Consider the following 15,522-nt stretch of genomic DNA (forward strand, 5'->3'; position numbering starts at 1 on the left):
CGCTTTGGCCACCGCGATTGCGCCGCCTCCGGGCGGCGTTTTCATGTCTGCCGGATGGGATGCGCCAAGGCGCCGGTCAGGCCGCGATGAACCCCGGCGTTGAGCCGCGCGGCTCGGCGGGCAGTTCGACATCCCACATCAGCGAGGCCAGCATCCGGGCCTCGTAGAACCGGAGCGTGGGGCGGGCCAGTTGTAGCGAGCGCTGCCCGCCCAGTTCGCGCAGGGCAATGCTGCCGCTGAGGCCGGGAAAGACCGAAGCAATCTCGCGCTGGGCCGCCGTCCCCAGCCGGGCGCGGGCGATATCGCCGAAATAGAGGCTCTCGCAGGCCAGCCCCTCGGCCTCGATCACCTCGTGCTGGGGCAGCAGGAAGTGGGCGTAGCCGATCTCGTGCATGTTCACCATGTCGATCCCCGGCAGGCCCACCAGCGCCCGCGCAGGCACGAAGACCTCCGCCGCGCCGAAGTGCAGCTCGGCCAGAGGGTCTGCCAGAAGCACGCGGTGCTGTTGCGAGAGCACCAGCGACGCCGCATTGCCAAAGGCCCCGGCCTCGAAGCGCACCGGAGCGGCATCGGCCAGACCGGGCACGAGGCTCTGGCCGATCCAGAGCAACTGTTGCGCGCCGTTGTCATGGGTCAGCACCCGCTGCCCGGCCCGCAGCCGCTCCACCGGCACCATGCCATCCTCGGTGGCAATGCGGGTGCCGAAGCCGAAGCAGACGTAGCCGTATTGCTGAAGCCCGTCCTGATCGGTGGTGTAGAAGCCCGGCGGGTTCTGCGGATCGTGGTTGGCCCAATACCAGCCTTCGAGGTCGAAGTCGGGGGACCAGACCACCTGCACCAGCTCGCCATTGCCATTGAGGCCCTGAAACACCACCGCGCCGCCCTGATCGCCGTTGATGTCGACGAAGTCGGAGCGCACCACGACCGCATCCTGCAACGTGCCGCCGCCGCCATTGCCGGAATATGTGAGATCATAGGTGTCGCCCACCGAGAACTGGAAAGGCGAACCGTCTCCCTGATTGGACGTGATCGTGAGATCGCTGGTGGAATTGGGCGGGTAATCGAAGGTCGAGGTGCCGGGCCCGTTGTTCAGGTTGGACCCGCTGGAAATGGCAAACTCGTTGTCGAGCGCGTTGATGGTGATGGGCAAGGGCAGCCTCCCGTCGGTCAGGGCGGGCATAGGCCGGGGACCACCAAGAGATGGTTAACCGCCGCGGGCGATTTCACTAAAATTGTTGGTAACGTCGGGCGCGGCGCTCAGGGCGCGAGGAAGGTGATGCCTTCGATCATCCTAATGCGCGCGAGATCCTCAAGGTAGAGCGTGGTGAGCGCCTCAACGGTGGCCTCGTTCCAGCCGGGCAGGTCCATCTCGACCTCGACCGCCTCGGGGCGGGCGTATTTGTCGAGAAACGCGGTGACCACTCGCTGGCGCTGCTGGGCGGTTTTGACCGGATGGGAGGCGAGGTAGCTCTCCATCCGCTTCACGCCCTCGTCCGACATGATGGTGGCGAGAAAGTCGTTCTCGCCCTCGATTGGCATGTCGGCAGGCATGCCGCCCATCTCGCGCAGGATCTCGGGCCAGATCAGCGGGGTATCCTCGTTGCACCATGCGACGATGCGGGCATCGGGCACGGCGGTGCGGATCGCGGTGAGCGTATCGGACCAGCGCAGGTCGGTCGGGGTCACGCCGGCGAGGAAGGCGGAAAAATCCTCCTCCTTGCAGCGCCCGAAGAGGTCGGGGATGAAGGTGGCCGGGTTGGCGATGCCGATATAAAACTCCGCCGCCGCCTCGGGAAAGAGGTTGCGGATCCACTGCACCTTTTCGCCGATCTGCGGGTAGATCCGGTTTTCGGCCAGCACCGAATGAGCGGCGCAGATGAATTGCTCGTTGGAGAACACCAGCCGCTCGGCGTGGTCCTCGTCCATCACCGCGGCGAGCAGATCCTCCTGCAGCTCGGGCGTGGCGGGCACCCCCTTGAGCGCATTGGTGGCCTCGCGCAGCACGCGGCGATAGCGGCCCGGCCCGGAGACCATGGTGCCGATGCCCGCAAGCGCGCCCTTGTTCTTGAGAAGGCACCGGAAGAGCTTGTCTTCATCGGTGCAATGTGCGCCCAGGTGGTACACGACCTGCATTGGATCGTCCCCTTGTTACTCGTTTTGCCTCGTCGCGCCCTTCAGGCGGCCCCCGCGCCGGCGTCACGGCACATTATGGCGGATTGCCCTGTAGATAAACCGCTTTCCACCGGGCAGCGAGGGGGTAATAACGGGAGCGATGAGAGGAAGCCGATGGCAGATGTAGGCGCAGGGGCGCGGGCAGGGCGGCGCTGGCGGTTTGACGGATGGTCGGCCGGGGCGGTGCTGATTGCCGTGCTGGTGCTGCTGCCGATCGCGGCGGTGGTGGTGATGGCCTTCACCCCCGAAGAGAACATCTGGCCCCATCTCGCCGCCACCGTGCTGCCGCGCTACCTGCAAAACACCCTGATCCTGATGGTCGGCGTGGGCGCGCTCTCTGCGGCGATGGGCGCGGGCGCGGCCTGGACGGTGGTGATGTATCGCTTTCCGGGGCGGCGCTGGCTGGAGTGGGCGCTGTTCCTGCCTCTGGCGGTGCCGGCCTATGTGGGCGCCTATGCGCTGGTGGATTTTCTGGAGTACGCCGGGCCGGTACAGGGGGCGTTGCGCGAGGCCTTTGGCTGGACCAGCGCGCGGGACTACTGGTTTCCACAGATCCGCTCCCGCGGGGCGGCGATCCTCGTGCTCTCGGCTTCGCTTTATCCTTATGTCTACCTGCTGGCCCGCGCCGCCTTTCGCGAGCAGCCGGGCGGCGCCTATGAGGTGGCCCGGGCGCTGGGCGCGGGGCCTGTCGGGCGGTTCTGGCGGGTCGGCCTGCCGCTCGCACGCCCGGCCATCGCCGCCGCCACGGCCATCGTGATGATGGAAACGGTGAGCGATTTCGGCACGGTGGAGTTCTTCGCGGTGCAGACGCTGACCACCGGGATTTTTTCGGCATGGCTGGAGGCGGGCAACGCGGGCGGGGCGGCGCAACTGGCCTGCGTGATCCTTGCACTGGTGCTGGTGCTGGTCACGCTGGAGCGGCTCTCGCGCCGCCGGGCCAAGGTGCACCAAGGCGCGCGCGGTGTGCGCCCCGTGGCCCCGCAGGAGCTGGGCCCGCTGCGCCGCTGGCTCGCCTTCGGCCTCTGCATGGTGCCCTTCGCGCTGGGCTTCCTGCTGCCGGTGGGGGTGATGGTGCATCACGGGCTTGGCCCCAAGGCCGATTGGCTCGACCCGCGCCTGCTGGAGGCGCTGGGCAACACTCTGGTGGTGGGCGGCCTTGCGGCGGTGCTGACCGTGGCGGCGGCGCTCTTCATGGTCTACGGCGTGCGGCTCTCTGGCCATGCCCTGCCGCGCGCGCTGCTGCCGGTCACCACTCTGGGCTATGCCGCGCCGGGCGCAGTGCTGGGCGTGGGCGTGCTGCTCCCGCTGGCCGCGCTCGACCACCGGGTGGCCGATGCCGTGCTGGCGCTCACCGGGTGGGACCCGGGGCTGGTGCTGACAGGCTCCGCCGCCGCGCTGGTCTTCGCCTATATGGTGCGCTTCTTCGCGATCGGGCAAGGCGCCGCCGATGCCGCCTTCGGGCGGATCTCGCCCAACATCCCGCTGGCCGCCCGCTCGCTCGGCCGCACCCGGCGCGGCGTGCTCGGCGCGGTCTACCTGCCGCTGATGCGCGCCTCGGTCGGCACCGCGCTGCTGCTGGTCTTCGTCGATTGCGTGAAAGAACTGCCCGCGACCCTGCTGCTGCGCCCGTTCAACTATTCGACGCTGGCGGTGCGGGTCTACGAGGAAGCCTCGCTCGAACACCTGCCACAAGCCGCTCCCGCCGCGCTGATGATCTGCGCCACCGGCCTCGCCGCCGTCGCCCTGCTCGCCCGCGCCAACCGCTAGGGGCTTGCAAGGCGCCCGGCCCCACGCTACGAGACCGCCAAGTGCCCCTATAGCTCAGCTGGTAGAGCAACTGATTTGTAATCAGTGGGTCGGGAGTTCGAGTCTCTCTGGGGGCACCATAAAAATAAGGGGTTTTTCTGTGTTTTTGGGTTCGGGCTATGCAGCTGTGTACGGTCTGTGTACGGTTGGTTGTGGATGTTGTTCTGGCCCCTGAGAGCCGCCTCGCGGCGGGTGTTTTCCGGGGCTCGATTGATCAGGCTGTAAGTCACTGGACTTGCTCTACTGCAAAGTACACCGAAGCAAAGTCGAATCGACCAGAAGTGCCGGTCATCAATTGGCTTACCATGGGACTGATCCTGCGAAGTTTCGAGAGGTTCCCGCGTGATACACCAAGGCTCCTGATCCGGGCCGAAGGAGTACACCATTTTCTAGCTAATAGAGGTGGTTACCGCGCGAAACCATCCCACATATAGTGGGTGCGGCAACTGATTTTCTCGACATTTCATCGAGACGCGGGGTCAGACCACAATGCAACGAGCGCAAGCACGTCTTCCTCGGTCATGTTCTCGGCGAGGTCACGGCAGATGAGCCAATCACGGCAGTGGGTCCAGGCTGGTGCGCCTGTCAGCCAGGCGAGGAGATCACAGGGGCGATACTCGCACCGTCTGCCGGCCTTCCCCTTAACCCGCCGGTATTCTGGCCCATTGTCGCGGTACCGCCAGTTGGCTAGGGCCTGGACCGTGACACCCAGAATGCTGGCGGCGTCTTTTGCCGAGACCCAGACCCAGGGGAAGTCGGTGGTTGCAAACACGCGAGCTCGAACCGTCTCGGTGGTCGCGGGCAGGTCCTGGAGACTCATAGCCCGAGGCCTTTCGGCCCCGGGCGCGGAACCGACCATCACACCAGGCTCCTCGGGCCCAGCTCACGCGCCTTAAGCCACTCCTCCAGGGCCTCGGGCCGATAGAGGACGCGGCGGCCGACGGTGGTGCGCGGGGGCCCACTACGGGAGGCGTGCATGCGGTCAAGGGTGCGGGGCGAGACGCGGAGCTGCTCTGCGGCTTCTTCGCGGGTCAGGTAGGGGGTGGTGGGCATGGCGTGGCTCATGGAGGTTGTGACAGCGTGAATATGGGAGGGAGGGGCGGCTTGACGGAGAGCTGTTGGCAGGGAGTCTGTGGGACTACGCGGGGAAGGGGGGATTGCAGCGGGAGGCTGACAAGGGGCACTGCCGGCCGGCGTCTCAATGCTTCAGTGCTTCACCCTTCCTAATCCAGAGAAACTCGAGAAAGAGAATTCTGTGCACAGGCAAGTGGCAGGGAGAGGGGAGAGGGAGAGTGCCCAAGGTGTACGTCTGGGGTGAAGCACTGAAGCGCTGAGACATGCTGCGGCCCGCCCGGAGAGGGGCGGGCCTGGCGATTAGAGTGGAACCTAGCTGAGATCTTCGAAGGGCAGGGGATTGCCGTTCAGGTCCGCACGCAACTCCTCGGCAGAAGCTTCGAACCAGGGCGAGTCCTTCCGCGCCCACAGGCGGATCGAGCTGGCCGCCCAGCGGATCTGGCCGGCCCGCACCGGTGCGAATCCCAGGTCGTGGAGGACGCGAGTGAGTTCGGAGGCGGAGATGTTCGCCCGCCAGCCCAGGCGGTTACGCAGGACCGTCGAGAGGTCCCGCAAGCGGAAGTACCCGCGGTCGAAGGGAAAGTCCCCTGAGCCCTGCAAGGCGAGGATTTCGATCTCAGACACCGGCTTGGACGAGGCAATCACCGCAGACTTCCTCGCGGTCATCGGAGGGCGCTGGCTCGGGTTGAAGGCCGAAATGTCCCGGTGCAGCAGATAATGCAGGAATGCCGGCGCCTGGGCGAGGCCCTCGGTGAAGAGCCGAGTGTAGTAGGCTGCATCCTTCGGCTGCCGAGGAGAGTCGATGAACATGAAGCGGCGGTCGTCCTCCTCGATCTTGATGGGGGTTTCCCGGTTGGAGAAGCCGATAATGAGGCGGGGCGTAAGGGCCTCGTAGGTAGGCTCGAACTTCTCGTCGACGCGGGTTACGTCCTCGGAGACCCAGAGCTTCAGGTCGTTGTAGGCCTCCAGGCGATCACTCTGACCGACCTCTTCCAGGAGAGCGACCTGCTTGTTGCCGATCTGGGCATTGAACCGGTTCCCGATCATGGAGTTCGAGACCACGATGACGTTCGACAGCCCGAACATGCGCTGCAGGACCGACGTCAGCCAGCTCTTGCCGGTCCCCTGGCCTCCAATGAACAGGATGCAGTGCTTCACCTTAATGCCGGGCTGCTGAACCGCATGGGCCAGCGCATCCAGAAAGTGCTCACGTTCCGTCGGCTCGGGGACGAGGAACTCGAGATGCTCGACGATGAGGCTCAGGTCACCCGGAGCCGGCTGGAGGTCCCCGGGCCGCCAGAGATTATAGATATGATTGCCATGGCAGTCCTGAACGAACACCTCGAACTCGCCCGGCATGTAGGCGGCATCACGCGCCTGCAAGAGCATCTTGCTCCCGATTACGGCGTTCGCCGCCGTCTTGCGTCCCCCGCCGAGGTTATACCGGCTCTTCATGTCGGTGAAATTCTCTTTGGTATGCATCTGGCCGGTCGCCATCTCGACGAACTGCCCCCGCTTGGTCACGTACACGTAGCCGCCGAGCGCCTTGGCCATCTCCGGGGAAACGCGTCCGAACTGAACGGGGGATCCGACATGGGGATTGTGGAACGCGGGGCAGCGGCTGCAAATCTCCATGCCACCGTTCGAGGCAATGTGGGCGCAGGTGATCGGCCCGACCACCGAGTCGAAGAGCTTCTCGGCCTCCTCGAAATTGTAGCGCGGGTCCTTGGCCGACAACTCGTGGAAGATCTCGCGACCGTTTTCGCAGTGCTTCAGAGTGCCGGCCAGAGAGTACCACGCGGGGTAGGGCAGCCGATCCATCTGAAGGCCCAGGGACTGGAGGCAAGGGCACCCGCCAATCACCGCCTTGAAGTCTGCATTTGCTTCTACGAGGCCCTTCTGGTCGCCTCCCGAAACGCCGTGAACGGGAAGCTTGGGGGCGACGGCAGGGCTCGTCGTCCGGTTGCCTTCTTCCGCGATCTGATGGAAGGCGTCACGCGTCATCCGCCGCTCCTCAAGATACTCGATGATCTCCACCGGCTTCGGAGGCGTGGTCTTGTGGTTCAGGGTACCCGGAACACGCGTGATCCGCGGAAGGTCTGAGGCGTTGTCGAGGTGCCACCCCTTCTTTGCGAAAGCCTTCGCGAAGCGCTTGTGAAACCCGGTTGCGAGCTTCCGGTAGGCGGCCAGCTCTGCCGGAGTCTCGAAGACGTAGGGCTCAGTGAAGAGGTACTGAAGGTAGACGCCGTTGCCGGAGCTCACGATGCTGGTGGGCATGGGCAAGTGCTCATCTTCAATGAGCGCGAGAACCTCCTCGAGAGACACCGGGAGCTTGTCATCGGCGGCGTGGATCTCGGTGTTGCCCTGCTTCAGATCGACGTCAAAGAACACGCCACCGGCGGCATAGAAATCATCGGCTGCCCCACGCCCCTTGGCCGGGAGATTCTTCAGGACGTTGAAGCTGATGTAAACATGCCCTACCTCCCTGAGGGCCACGGCGCGCTCGGCAACTTCGTCGGCGTTTGCGACGGGGAAAAATTCGGTGTGGATGGGCTTCTTTGATTTCGCATCCAGAACGACGATTGAGATGTAGCCCGCGGGAATTCCGCGGAAGATGTGGTCAAGTACGTTCACTTGGCGCTCCAGTTTGTAATGGGCCGACACAGCGTCGAGCCCTGCGAGCGTCAGATGGAAACGAAAGGCTGCAGTTACAGTGGTTGGTCAGGGCGAGTCCCACAGACTCGGGGGGGCTTCAGCTTAGAGGCGAACGGTGACCACTGGCGGTCATCAAAGTGCATCGTCCTGATGTTTTTCGGCGGACTCCGGGCCTTCCGTGCACGTGCGAACCGAGCTTACCCAGATCAAGGAAGCGGTCTTTCTGTTAGGATCAGACCGCAGAGCCCGGCACGACCTGCACTTTGGGCGGAAAGCGGCAGTTCGCTGCACATGCGAACGCACAATTGCCTCAAAACCGAAGCCGCCATTCCACTGGGATTAACCCATTTAACCGGGCAAGATCTACATAGCCGGCGGGGACCGGAAGTTTATTGCATCCATCTTGAAACGCAGGGAAGCGCAGAGGTGGATAAGGCACTTTGCTCAGATCATGGTCGGCTAGTTGCTAAACTCGGTTAGGAGGAAATCGTGATGGTCGGCGCGACCTACCTGAAGGCGCACCACACCGCGACCAGCATGGCCGCGACACGGGGGTCGCGCTCGCCTCATCGGTCAAACAGAGGGCGGTATGAATGCCAAGCTGCATTTCGTTTGCGACGACAACGGGCGACCGCCAAGTCTGTTCGCCACCGATGGGCAGCTCAGCGACTACGCCGGAGCGCGGGCGATATTGAAAATCCTAACTAGGGTCGACAGGCTGCTCCGAGATCGCGGCTATGACGCCGACTGTTCCGGGAAGCGTTAAAAGACAAAGGGATACGCCCCTTCATTTCCGGCCCACGCAGGGCACGACGAAACTGAAGTACGACAAGTGTCGTTACAAACGGCGCAAACGCATTGAGGCTATGTTTGGCAGGGCCAAAGGTTGGCGGCGGGTAGCGACACGCTGCGACCGCTGCATCAAGGTCTTCCTCTCAGGCATCGCCGTCACCGCAACCGTCATCTATTGATTGCGAAGCCTGAACTTACAACTTTCACTGAGACACTATCGAAAAGACCCAACACCAGAAGGCTGCGCCAGACACTGCCAGCGGCAAAATCCACCAACCCGACGCCATATTCTGGCAGACCGCGCTTTCGACTTCATCGTGGCGTTCAGTTTCTTCTACGGATGACATCTGTGATTCTCCCTAGGTACGCGCGCCAGTTTTGGTACGATCAAAACGCGGGAATGGGTGCTAGTCTGCAACTCAGAGCTAAAGTCACGCAAAGTCGCATAGGTACGAATGAGGTGGTTGCCTCCTGGTCGCTCAGAATTGAAGGGCAGCAGGCCCCAACCAGGTGGCGCTGCTCGTTTATGACTTTCAATGCGCCGATTAATCATCTTTTCAGTGCCGCGAGTGCATCGTACTGAACTGCTGCTCCGTCGGCCTTTGGCTCAGTTTCAGACGACGCCCCCGGTTCTCACCGACGATTGTGATCTTCAGGTCCGGGTGTCTGGTCCTAAGTCCAGCAGCGACTCTTACGCCAGAAGCTCTGTCACTATTGAGCATATCGATCAGGAGCGCGTCGGGCTTTGCACCACCATCGAGCGCCCTGTATGTAGCTTCTGTGGAGCGATGCCATTCAACGCGATTGCCCTCATCTTCCAACCGGTGGATCATGGACGTGGCGATTGATGGGTCCTCGATCAGAAGCATCACATAAGGATCTTTCTCAGCCTGAATCTTGGTTCGCTCGATTGCCGCGTTTAATTGACTGGTTTCTATCTCAGTTGTTCTGAATGCCATCCTTATGCGAGTTCCGATACCGAGCTGGCTTTCAATGGCCAAGCCGCCGCCCATCTGGTGGCACATCCCGATTGCTGAGGCGAGGCCCAAACCTGAACCTTCGTCTTCACCCTTGGTCGTAAAATAGGGCTTACCGGCGTTCTTCAGGGTCTTTTCGTCCATTCCGCATCCGTTGTCCCAGACCTCAACAACGACGTGCTCGCCAACTCCAAATCCATCGTTGAAACGGTAGCTCGACGTCTCTCCATCGCCCCCGATCATCGAGCCAAGCTTGATAGTGATCTTGCCGTCGGTTCGCCCCATGCCGATCGCGTGCTGAGCGTTTATCATCAGATTCATGAGCGCGCGTTCCAGAGACGTTTCGTCAATCAATGCGTCGGGCAACGTTGCATCACCAAAATCAACTTCGACGTCGATACTGGCTGGTGTAACGCGCCGGAATAGCGCAACAACCTCTTCCACGATGGGCTGCAGCGGTTGAAGGGTCGCTGTTGCCTCAGTTTTCTTGCTTGATTGCACCAACTCTTTCGCCATTCCCGAGGCGCGGTCTGCTGCGCTCAGAGCTGCTCGAGCATACTCAGGAGCGTTTTCGGGGTCCATCTCGATGAGTTCGAGGTTTCCTCTCAAAGCAGTCATTGCGTTATTGAAGTCGTGGGCAACGCCTGCCACGATTTGGCCAAGCACTTGCATATTTTGAGCCCGTACATCGGCCATCTCATGCTTGTGCTCTGCCTCTGCGGAAACCTGCTCCAGTGCCTCGAGCCGTTCTCTTTTCATCTCAAGGCGGTCCACGAAGTAGCCCATTGCAAATGCGCCTCCGATGATTGCAAGCACAAGCAGAGTGACCAGCAAAGTAACACCCAGGTGGGGCGAAAGTGCTTGGCTGCGCACGGCAGCAACAATCGCCTTGCATATGGCGAAGACGCAAAAACAGGAGATCGCAACATAGGCCCTGATCAGGTTGCTCTCGCGCCTGCGGCCGAGAAGCCCCTTCAAAACGGGAAGGTCGCGTGCACTCACTACAACGGAAGTGGCGAGCAAGAACGAACTGACTGCTGTATTGACGCTCATCTTTTCGAACCCGGGAACGGACAAAAGTCCATCCGGATCGAACGCATACGACACTACGGCAAATCCACTGATCCCTGCAGTGAGCGATGCCAACGCAAAAGACAGATACCTCTGAGATCTCGCGTTGGACTCGGCTAGCCAAGCGCCTTTCAAAGCTAGGCATAGGCAAACGCCTGTCGAGACGGACATCGCATCTTTGCTATCAGTGCCAGTGAGATAGACGTCTAAGAACCCGGCAGCCACGCATGCCAAGCCGAAGCATAACAGGAAACCGGTTACAAACCTGTGGACCGACATGGTCGAACCCAAGACGATCAAGCTTGTACACGCAATCGCCCCAGCGGTCTCTGGGACCATGGCGGGCCAACCCTCTATGACCCGAGCGAAGACGGAGCGGCCCGTAGTCCACGACCCGATCACACCCACGGTTGCAATTGCAAGTGCTACAACTGCAGGTATGACTTCCCATGGTCGGTCTCGCAATTGAGGCGCTTCCAGCATGGCGCCAACGTCTGCAACATTCTTCATGGTTGTCCAAAACTCTACCCTTCAACTTCTGAGGATATTGTAGTTTTGGTAAAGAGAAGGTTAACGTGCTGATCACGGAAGCGGACGTGGAAATCTGGATCGAGCTTGGCTGAAAAGGCGGTTTTGCGCCGATCAACCCTGCCACTTACCCAACGTTAACCTTTCGTTTACCCGGCCTGCCTAATTGTTAACGCGAGTTGAAAAGGAGCAAGTTTAGTCTTGTTGGATCAGTGCACTCAAAGCCAGGACCGAGCCCTCGAACTCAGCAGTTTGTCTGATGAGCTACTTGCTGCGGTCAGTTGCCAGAACGAGTGCGACCTCATGATCGCCATCTTACACGCTCAGAGGAATGGGTTTGAGAATTTACAGGTTGCGCTCGAACAAGCGCTTCGAGTCTCGCTGGAGACTCGCCGTAAGATCCAAGGCTGAGTGCATTGGACCGCAGAATGAGGCTTCGGCTTTTGGCAGGCCCGCCTGAAGTTTTGGAAACAGGTCAGACAGGAAAGCGACAGCGAGCCGCACTCAGTCTTCTGGTCAACAGCCCTCATGAACTGGGACAGCGGGACCCAGTTCGTCCTTCGTGCTTACCACCCGTGTGGCGTACGCCCGATGAACAAGTTGTACGACCGCATTAGTTTGACGTCCGTCGCCCTTTTGAGTTTCGAGCAAAATAGCTTTCGCCTGAAAGTCTTCCCAAGATCCGTGGTGAGCGCAACACGCTGAGCATGTGACCTTGCTCTCGGGTAGCATCTCGGGTTCGACGTTAAGCGTCCCACCGCATTGGCCGCAGTTGCCGGTGTCATCGCATGCGATCATTTGCTGTACTTTCGTTTGTGGTGTTTGGGTCTCCGGTTCGGCGTCCCGAACCGGAGGGTAGGATACAAGTGCAGACGGGCCGATTGAAGGAACCAAGGGAATACTAACCGGCGCCATCAAGCACCTGCTTACCGTGGAACGACATGGTTAATTTTTTACTAATGGACCGCACGACAAGTCACCGTGACCTGCACCCCTGAACAGTCTGCAGCTCACTTCACACTTTTTAGGAAAGGTTGTGACGCTGCTTAGCTGTACGTCTCCCGCCGCGGCACTCATTTCTTGCTAAACCCATACGGTAAGGGGCAAGATTAAACACACGCTGGGGGATATTTCATACTTTGGAGTCGTCAAGTTCATGCGGAAATCCGTTCCCGACGAAGCATCGAATAGTATGGGTGTAGTGGCCGTCGCTGCCTCCGCCGGTGGGCTCGAGGCCACATCCTTGATGGCAAAATCCCTCGCTCTTGACGTTGGGTGTTGTTATGTCATCGCACAGCACATGTCCCCTCACCACAAGAGCATGCTGGTGGAGCTGCTGTCGAGGGAGACAGAACTGAAGATCTTAGAACTCGAGGACGACACTAAGCCGAGTCCTAATATCGTCTACATTCCACCGCCGGGCAAAGACGTCATATTCAGCGAGGGCCACTTCAGGCTAACTGAGCCAGTTGGACACCAAGCATCGCCCAAACCATCGGCTGACAGGCTGTTTACGTCGCTAGCAACCAACTTTGGACGGCATGTGATCGGAGTCGTGTTATCAGGTACCGGGAGTGACGGAAGCTATGGTATCCAAGCAATTCGGGAGAACGGCGGTATCACGATCGCGCAAGAACCGGCGTCCTGCAAATATGATGGCATGCCAACCTCAGCAATTAAGACAGGGTGCGTTGATCTTATCCTGACGCCGCAGCAGATCGGCGAGCGCATTGCGACGATCCGCACTTGTCCCGACAATTTAGAAGCAGTCAGGGAGCTTCAGAAGGGTACCCAACAAACGCGGGACTTATTCCAAATCCTGTTATCGCAGACCTTAGTCGACTTCCGGAACTACAAAGAGTCCACTTTCAACCGTCGCATCCACAGGCGGATGGTCTCCAAGGGCATTCTCGCCTTCGAGGACTACGTGGCGGTGTGCAGACAGTCACCTGATGAGGTGCATGCTCTGTACCGTGACCTTCTGATTTCAGTGACCCGCTTCTTCAGGGACGGACGACAATTCGAGCTTCTCGCAAACAACATCAAGAAACGAGTTGATGCAAAAGATCGTGGGAAACCCATCCGAGTATGGGTGGCCGGATGCGCCACCGGCGAGGAGGCATACTCAGTGGCGATCACTTTGGTCGAGGCGATGGGAGGACTCTCCGAGCTCGGAGACGAAGACCTTCAGGTCTTCGCTACCGACATTGATGAAAGTTCCTTGGACGTGGCGCGGCAGGGATCATATCCGGTAACTGCACTTGCAGACATACCAAACGCTTTGGTGGCAAATTATTTTGACGTCAAGGGCGAGCGTATAGTGGTGAAACAAAAGCTGCGCTCAACGATCATGTTCTCGCGGCACAATGTGTTTCAGGATCCACCTTTCATCTCGATGGATCTGGTCACGCTGCGAAACGTGCTGATCTACTTCAACACAACACTTCAAGAACGGGTGCTTACACGAATTGCCTATTCCTTGCAGGAAGACGGCTTGCTGTTTCTCGGGAGTTCCGAAACGGTTGGTGCGATGGAACGGTCGTTCGTTCACATAGAGCCGGAAGGCCGTGTATTTAAGAAGCGTGATCCGAAGTCGCAAGCCGCATTGGTCGACTTCTCCTTCAAGCCTTATCAACTGCCGAGGGATAACGCCCCCCATAAATCACGTGCGCATATCAAAGCAGTGGACGATTGGGAGATCTTTGACGTGGTTGCGGGGGCTGTCTTGCAGGACGGTCTCCTAATCAATCGGAGCCAGACCGTCCTACGTATTTTTGGAGACCTAGCAGCCTATTCAACTCTCACCAAGTCGACACTTGGTCAAAATACGCTTTCTATCCTGAAGAGACCGCTAGCGATGGATGCCGCCAGTTTGAGTCTTGTGGCCGTAAAGAACAATGAGCAGAAGAGTGGTCAGTGGCACGAGTTGGAACACAAGCCGGGGAGCTTTGTGCAGATTACGGCGTACCCGGTGCCGGAGAATGACCACTTCGATGAGCGCCTCATTATGATTGGGTTTCGAGCCAGAGAGAAGTCGGAACCGAGAGCGGAGGGCACAGAGCATTCTGCCTACGTGACCTTTCTGGAGGAGGAACTGTCGCAGACGCGAGATGCGCTACAGGTGACTATCGAACAGCTCCAGACCTCCAATGAAGAACTGCAGTCGGTGAATGAAGAGCTCCAGTCCTCGAATGAGGAACTTCAATCGACCAACGAGGAATTGCAGACGTCGAATGAAGAGCTCCAGTCCACAAATGAAGAGCTCATCACCGTCAATGAAGAGATGCTTGTCAATGCAAGTCAGCTTGAACGAACAACGGCAGAGTTGGGCTCAGTGATCGAAAACACGCCGACCACACTGCTCATGTTGGATACCGGCTTGGTCATTCGCCATGCCTCCTCAATGGCACGCGAGACGTTTGGACTTCAAGGACGCAGCCTTGGCTTGGGCCACTTGTCTCAAGCCGAAATTCCGCGCGGTTATCCAAATCTCGTCGAAATTTGCTCGAACTCACTTGTGGATCGTCAGACAAGCAAAGAAAGCTTCACAACTGGCACAACGTCGAACACTCTGCATATCGCGCCGATACAGAATTCCGCAGAGGACCTTCTTGGCCTCGTGGTCCTAGTGGACAACGAGGCCAATATGCCTAGGCTGATGGCAAAAATCCGATCCATGAGCAGGATTGGAACTTGGCGGCTGAATGCCTCTAAGGGTACTTCCGTTGCGTCGGTTGAAGTGCTTGAAATGATGGGACGCACCGCTGAAGAGAACCCGTTAAGTCTGGATGACGAGATGCGCCACGTTCATCCCGATGACCGGCAGCGGGTGAGGGAGTGTCTGGAGTGCGCCATCCGAGACCTTGCCGACTTCGAATACGTTCATCGTCTACGGCATAAAAACGGAAACTATCTTCAGTTTGAGGTCTCGGGCCACGCCTTCCGGGACACAGATAGCCAAGATGTTCTCGTGGTGGGGGTAATGCGGAACTACAGCGAAGGGGTGCTCGGAGATGCGCTTCTTCGACAATATGACGAAATTACCACCTCCGCAGAGATCGGTCTGTTTTCATATGATGTCCGCTTCGCTCAAAGCTATTGGAACCGTGGGCTTCGTATGCTTCTTGGCATTGATCCGGACGAGGAGCCAGACCTCGAGCGCATGCTGGCTGTGTTTGCAGAAGACTCTAAGCCACGGATTGGAGCACAGATCCAACACGCAATTGATTCTGGCGAAGGATTTCAAGTTTCGGTAAATCTTAGCCGCGCCGACGGCTCCGATGCAGCTTTGCGATGCACTGCGAGCGTCTCTAGTGGCGTCAACGGAAGGACCTCGCACGTGTACGGGGCGTTTCAGCAGGTCTTCGGATCGACAGGCTGAGCGGCGAAATGGATTTGAGCAAGGGGATGATGGCGGGCCACTGGCGAATGTTGCGTATGACCGCTC

7 protein-coding genes, 1 tRNA gene and 1 pseudogene are annotated in these 15,522 nt (G+C 59.7%); 4 read left to right on the top strand and 5 right to left on the bottom strand.

The features are described 5' to 3' along the window. Positions 1-76: 76 nt before the first annotated feature. Positions 77-1,150: a Hint domain-containing protein gene (locus KUV38_RS03460; RefSeq protein ID WP_222468710.1), complete on the bottom strand. Its 1,074-nt coding sequence runs from the start codon at positions 1,148-1,150 to the stop codon at positions 77-79. Positions 1,151-1,257: 107 nt separating this feature from the next. Then, complete coding sequence (locus KUV38_RS03465; protein WP_222468711.1) at positions 1,258-2,133, bottom strand: hypothetical protein; 876 nt, start codon at positions 2,131-2,133, stop codon at positions 1,258-1,260. Positions 2,134-2,286: 153 nt separating this feature from the next. Here KUV38_RS03465 and KUV38_RS03470 point away from each other — a divergent pair, with 153 nt between their 5' ends. Both KUV38_RS03470 and KUV38_RS03475 read left to right on the top strand, forming a co-directional pair. Then, on the top strand, positions 2,287-3,939 hold the full coding sequence (locus tag KUV38_RS03470; RefSeq protein WP_222468712.1) for an ABC transporter permease: 1,653 nt from the start codon (positions 2,287-2,289) through the stop codon (positions 3,937-3,939). Between the two features lie 43 nt (positions 3,940-3,982). Further along, positions 3,983-4,058 (top strand) — tRNA-Thr (locus KUV38_RS03475). Between the two features lie 778 nt (positions 4,059-4,836). On the opposite strand, the gene KUV38_RS03480 is transcribed toward KUV38_RS03475, so the two are convergent. Together KUV38_RS03480 and KUV38_RS21085 are read right to left on the bottom strand one after the other, a co-directional pair. Next, entirely contained in the window at positions 4,837-5,043 is a 207-nt protein-coding gene (locus KUV38_RS03480; RefSeq protein ID WP_222468713.1) for a helix-turn-helix transcriptional regulator, read from the bottom strand. Positions 5,044-5,364: 321 nt separating this feature from the next. Further along, positions 5,365-7,686, bottom strand: a complete 2,322-nt coding sequence (locus tag KUV38_RS21085; RefSeq protein WP_222468714.1) for a DUF5906 domain-containing protein — start codon at positions 7,684-7,686, stop codon at positions 5,365-5,367. 510 nt (positions 7,687-8,196) lie between these two features. Between KUV38_RS21085 and KUV38_RS20850 the strand changes: the two are divergent. Beyond that, positions 8,197-8,678, top strand: a pseudogene (locus tag KUV38_RS20850) (IS5 family transposase); the annotation flags it as partial. A 378-nt stretch (positions 8,679-9,056) separates the two neighbouring features. Here KUV38_RS20850 and KUV38_RS03490 read toward each other — a convergent pair. Beyond that, on the bottom strand, positions 9,057-10,529 hold the full coding sequence (locus tag KUV38_RS03490; RefSeq protein ID WP_222468715.1) for an ATP-binding protein: 1,473 nt from the start codon (positions 10,527-10,529) through the stop codon (positions 9,057-9,059). Between the two features lie 1,738 nt (positions 10,530-12,267). On the opposite strand from KUV38_RS03490, the gene KUV38_RS03495 reads away from it, so the two are divergent. Beyond that, positions 12,268-15,456, top strand: a complete 3,189-nt coding sequence (locus KUV38_RS03495) for a CheR family methyltransferase (RefSeq protein ID WP_261385281.1) — start codon at positions 12,268-12,270, stop codon at positions 15,454-15,456. The last annotated feature ends 66 nt before the right edge of the window (positions 15,457-15,522 follow it).

The sequence above is a fragment of the Vannielia litorea genome, from assembly GCF_019801175.1.
GTDB classification, from domain to species: Bacteria; Pseudomonadota; Alphaproteobacteria; order Rhodobacterales; family Rhodobacteraceae; genus Vannielia; species Vannielia litorea_B.